Annotated in this window: 6 protein-coding genes and 1 tRNA gene; all 7 read left to right on the top strand. The window is 66.1% G+C overall.

Annotation, left to right across the window (positions count from 1 at the left end):
* Window positions 1–639, top strand: a 639-nt coding sequence (locus B351_RS0102845) for a DUF2894 domain-containing protein (RefSeq protein ID WP_019397545.1), incomplete at its 5' end; no start/stop codon positions are given.
* Between the two features lie 85 nt (window positions 640–724).
* Window positions 725–800: transfer RNA gene (locus tag B351_RS0102840), tRNA-Ala, on the top strand.
* Between the two features lie 348 nt (window positions 801–1,148).
* A complete protein-coding gene (locus B351_RS0102835; protein ID WP_026010274.1) occupies window positions 1,149–1,748 on the top strand; it encodes a type IV toxin-antitoxin system AbiEi family antitoxin domain-containing protein in 600 nt (199 codons plus the stop codon).
* Window positions 1,745–2,671 (top strand): nucleotidyl transferase AbiEii/AbiGii toxin family protein, encoded by a 927-nt coding sequence (locus B351_RS0102830; protein ID WP_019397543.1) that lies wholly within the window; start codon window positions 1,745–1,747, stop codon window positions 2,669–2,671. The genes B351_RS0102835 and B351_RS0102830 overlap by 4 nt, the downstream gene beginning before the upstream one ends.
* A complete protein-coding gene (locus B351_RS0102825) occupies window positions 2,668–3,159 on the top strand; it encodes a hypothetical protein (protein ID WP_039730794.1) in 492 nt (163 codons plus the stop codon). The genes B351_RS0102830 and B351_RS0102825 overlap by 4 nt, the downstream gene beginning before the upstream one ends.
* Window positions 3,156–3,395 carry a hypothetical protein gene (locus B351_RS16115; protein WP_019397541.1) on the top strand — a complete coding sequence of 80 codons (240 nt, stop codon included), beginning with the start codon at window positions 3,156–3,158 and terminating at the stop codon, window positions 3,393–3,395. Before B351_RS0102825 ends, B351_RS16115 begins: the two co-directional genes overlap by 4 nt.
* Before the next feature lie 47 nt (window positions 3,396–3,442).
* Window positions 3,443–4,554, top strand: a protein-coding gene (locus B351_RS0102810; protein ID WP_156810403.1) for an IS3 family transposase whose coding sequence is annotated in 2 segments (ribosomal slippage) — window positions 3,443–3,692 and window positions 3,692–4,554 — 1,113 coding nt in all. Because the reading frame shifts where the segments join, the coding sequence is not laid out codon by codon here.
* Window positions 4,555–4,561: the final 7 nt, after the last annotated feature.

The following is a 4,561-nucleotide window of genomic DNA, read 5'->3' as shown; positions in this document are numbered from 1 at the left end:
CCGCCGGTGCCGCCGATGCCGACTGAGGACATCCAGGCCCGCCTCGAGCGCTGGCGCGCCACCGGCGCCGACCGCACCCAGCCGCTGCGCTTCGCCGCGCTGCAGGCGCTGGCGCGGCGCGCACGGGCGCAGCAGGGCCTGGCGCGGGAGCGGACCGAGGCGCGCCTGGCACGCCTGGTCGAGCGCTATGCCCCCGCGCTGGACGCGGTTGCGCCCGCGCCCGCGCCCGCGCCCGCCCCGCCGGCGGCGCCCACACCGGGGCCGCTGGCGGAACTTGTCGCGCAGCTGGACGGCATCGCCCGCCAGCGCCACGGCACCACCGCCTCCGGCGAGGTGCAGGAAATGGCCGTGCTCGGCGAGCTGCGCCGGTTGTGGGCGCAGGTACGCAGCGAGAGCCAGCTGCGGCGCTCGCTGCAGGACCTGCCCGAGGACGCCGGCCCGCTCAACTCCGGCAAGCTGGTGCACCGCGCGCTGAACCTGATGGGGCAGCTGTCGCCGCAGTACCTGCGCCACTTCCTCGCCCACCTGGACACCCTGGCCTGGATCGGCCAGGTCGACCCACCGCCGGCACGGCCCGCGGAAAAGGCCGCCGCGCCGGCGCGCAAGCGCAGCCGCAAGCGCGCCGCCACCGCGGATTGAACGCATCGGCGGTTTCCTGCGCGGGGAGGCTTGGCGAACCGCAAAGGCCGCGCTAGAATGCGCGCCCTGACGTCACCGTCACCGTGGGGCCATAGCTCAGCTGGGAGAGCGCGTCGTTCGCAATGACGAGGTCGGGAGTTCGATCCTCCCTGGCTCCACCAATAATGAAACCCCAACCGTTCTCGGTTGGGGTTTTTTCTTGCCCGATCGCGCCGACTCCCGCGTGTTCGCGGGGATTCCTGCGGAAGCCTGCGGACTTCGGCATCCGGCCTATGGCACCGTCCGGGGCCACCTTCCACTCTCTCCCGGCCGTTTTTCTCTCCGGCCTCGCTCCCTGAAACTGGCACGAAGTCCGCAAAGGCCACAACGCGGCACCATACAGATCAATGGGTTACGCGCGGACGAATCAAGCGGTTTGATTGCAGCATCGGCAGGCACAGGAAACCATGATCGTTGTGTTTTGTCGGTAATTATTGACAACTACCGACGTTACGCAACATTATGACGGCATGGACAGTTCACACCAGAGCATTCTGGAACTTGCCGCCCAGCGCGGCCTTATTCGTCCACGTGATCTCAATGAGCGCGGGCTACCCACTGTCGCCCTCACGCGGCTGGTGCGGCAAGGGCTGCTCCAGCGCGTGGGACGGGGCCTGTATGCGATCCCGGACCGGCCCGTCTCGGAGCACGGCACGCTGGCCGAAGTGGCACGCAAACACCCGCAGGCCATCGTCTGCCTGCTGTCGGCACTGCGCGTGCACGAACTCACCACACAGTCGCCGTTCGAGGTCTGGCTGGCCATCCCGAACAAGGCCCGCGCGCCCAAGATGGATTATCCCCCGCTGCGCATCGTGCGCTTCACCGGCACAGCGCTGACGGAGGGGATCGAGGAACACTCCGTCGATGGTGTGCCGGTGCGCGTGACCAACGTCGCCCGGACGGTGGCCGACTGCTTCAAGTTCCGCAACAAGATCGGCCTCGATGTCGCGCTGGAGGCGCTGCAGGAAGCCTGGCGCGCCAAGCGTGTCAGCATGGATGAGCTGTGGCGCTTTGCTGAGCTGTGCCGAGTGGCCAATGTGATGCGGCCCTACCTGGAGAGTCTGACGTGAGCAAACGGAACACCGCCGCCTCGGTCCGCGCGCGACTGCTCGTCAAGGCCCGCACCGACAAGCAGGACTTCAACCTCGTCCTCACCCGCTACGCCTTGGAGCGGCTCCTGTATCGCCTGAGCGTCTCGGCTCATGCCGACCATTTTCTCCTGAAGGGGGCGTTACTGTTCGACCTGTGGTTCGACATCCCGCATCGTCCGACACGCGACGCCGACCTGCTGGGCTTCGGCTCGGCCGAGATTCCGCATGTCGAGGCGGCGTTTCGGGAGATCTGTGCGGTGGAACTGGACGACGGCATACGCTTCCAAGCCGACTCGGTACACGCGGAGGAGATCCGCAAGGAAGCCAACTACTCCGGTGTCCGGGTCACGCTCCTCGGACTGTTGGACGGTGCCCGATGCCACGTGCAGGTCGACGTGGGTTTCGGTGACGCCGTGACACCCGGCCCCGAGGCTGTCGATTACCCGGTGATGCTGCCGGACATGCCTGCCCCGAAGCTGCGTGCCTACCCCCGCTACACGGTCGTCGCCGAGAAACTGGAGGCGCTGGTGTCACTCGGCATCGCCAATAGCCGCATGAAGGATTACTTCGACCTCTGGATCTTGTCGCGCCACAGCGAATTCGACGGCGCGCTCCTGTCCAAGGCGATCCACGCCACCTTCGAGCGCCGCAGGACGCCGCTGCCGGACGGCGTCCCCTTCGGCTTAAGTGACGAATTCGCTCAGGATCGGCAGAAGCAGACCCAATGGCAGGCATTCTTGAGGAAGAATGCTTTGGTCGAGCTTCAGCTTTCCGAGGTCATTGCCGGGCTGCGTGCGTTCCTGTCATTCCCGCTGGACGCGCTACGGCAAGCTGCCGCTTTTCCGCTGGCGTGGCGTGCAGATAGCGGGTGGACGCCGAGCACCGAGGAATCTGGCCGATGACCTGGAATCCGGATCTGCTCTTGGAGGATTTTCGCCGTGTCGCCGGCATGGCCGGCGTCTCGTTGGCGCCCGATGCCATCGCGATCGATCGACGCCCTGCGCCGCATGTGCCGCCCAAGCCGCTACCGCCCGGCAAGATGGCCGTCTACGTCTTCGCGTTCGGGCAGCATGTGCTGAAGGTCGGGAAGGTCGGCCCCAACAGCGCTGCCCGCTACACGGCTCAACACTACAACGCCGGCAGCGCGAAGAGCACCCTGGCAGCATCGTTGATCAAACACGGCGAGCGCATCGGCGTCGCCGGCCTGAACGAGACGAACGTCCCCGGCTGGATCAGGGAGCACACCGATCGGGTGAACTTCATCCTCGATGCGGTGCTCGGCATCCACGTACTCAACCTGCTCGAAGCGTTCCTGCAGTGCCGCCTCCAGCCCGAGTTCGAGGGATTCTCCAGCCAACGGATGATCGATCGCGAGGGCGAACAGGAATGAAAGAAGACATCCTCGAACAAATGGTGGACGAGTACCTGCAGCACAAAGGGTACTTCACCAGGCACAACATCAAGTTCCGCCCTGCCGGCGATCACGCGGAGTACGACACTCGCCAGGACGCCGTGCACAGCGACATCGACGTGATCGGCATCCACCCGCGACTCGACGGCGCGCGTCGGGTGATCGTGGTGAGCTGCAAGAGCTGGCAGAGTGGTGACCTGAGACGGATCGTGTAGCCATTTGGCTGGTGAGTTCTCTACCCTTAACAGGCAAGGAGAGCTCCATGAAGAAGCGATTCACCGACGAGCAGATCATCGGCATCCTGCGCGAGGCCGAGGTCGGCGCCATGTCGATCAAGGCCCTGTGCAAGAAGCACAACCTGACCGAGCAGACCTTTTTCCGCTGGCGCAACAAGTTCGGTGGCCTGGACGTGCCCGACGCCCGGCGGCTCAAGGACCTCGAGTCCGAGAACGCCCAGCTCAAGCGGCTGGTGGCCGAGCAGATGCTGGTCATCGACGGGATGAAGGAGATCGTCCGAAAAAAATGATGACCCCGTCGGAACGACGCGACACGGTCCAGGTGCTGGTCCGTCGGGGTATCTCGCAGCGAAAGGCCCTTCGTTACCTGGGCCTGAGCCGCCGCATCGCCAGCTACGCCCCGCGCCAGGCCGCCAAGGACCAGGCGGTGGCCGAGCGGCTGCTGGCCGCGTCGCCGAAGGTGCCGCGGTTCGGGTATCGCCGCATGGCGGCCTGGTTGGACCTGGGCGAGGCCCGGGTGCGGCGCCTGTGGCGCCAGCTGGGTTTGAACATTCCCCGCCGCCGGCCGCGCCGCCGCCGTTCCGGCAACGACATCCGCCTGCCGGGCGCGGTTCGCCCGAATGCGGTCTGGAGTTACGACTTCGTCCACGACCAGATGGTCGACGGACGCGCCTTGAAGATGCTGTGCGTGATCGACGAATACACCCGGGAGTGCCTGGCGATCGAAGTCGGGGCAAGCCTGCGGGCGCAAGACGTGATCCTGACCCTGTCGCGACTGATGCGGATCTACGGCAAACCGGCCTTTGTCCGCTCCGACAACGGCGCCGAGTTCACCGCGGCCAAGGTGATGCGCTGGCTGCGCGACGCGGCGATCGGCCCGGCCTTCATCGCGCCGGGTAGCCCCTGGCAGAACGGGTTCGTCGAGAGCTTCAACGGCAAGCTTCGGGACGAGCTTCTGAACCGGGAATGGTTCCGCAGCCGCGCCGAAGCGAAGGTGCTGATCGAACGCTGGCGGCAGTTCTACAACGAGCAGCGGCCGCACAGCGCCCATGGCTACAACCCCCCGGCGACCGTTCGCCGGAACTTGTCGGAACCCGATACCGTAAGCTTCCCCGATCCGCAGACACCCCATAAGTAGAACTTTC

This window comes from Pseudoxanthomonas sp. GW2 (assembly GCF_000283075.1).
GTDB lineage: Bacteria > Pseudomonadota > Gammaproteobacteria > Xanthomonadales > Xanthomonadaceae > Pseudoxanthomonas.
Note: the sequence above shows the minus strand (reverse complement) of the source record. Positions and strands in the feature narration are given on the sequence as shown.

Coding starts and splice junctions, on each gene's coding strand:
- B351_RS0102835 (WP_026010274.1), top strand. CDS start 1,149: ATGGACAGTTCACACCAGAGCATTCTGGAACTTGCCGCCCAGCGCGGC.
- B351_RS16115 (WP_019397541.1), top strand. CDS start 3,156: ATGAAAGAAGACATCCTCGAACAAATGGTGGACGAGTACCTGCAGCAC.
- B351_RS0102825 (WP_039730794.1), top strand. CDS start 2,668: ATGACCTGGAATCCGGATCTGCTCTTGGAGGATTTTCGCCGTGTCGCC.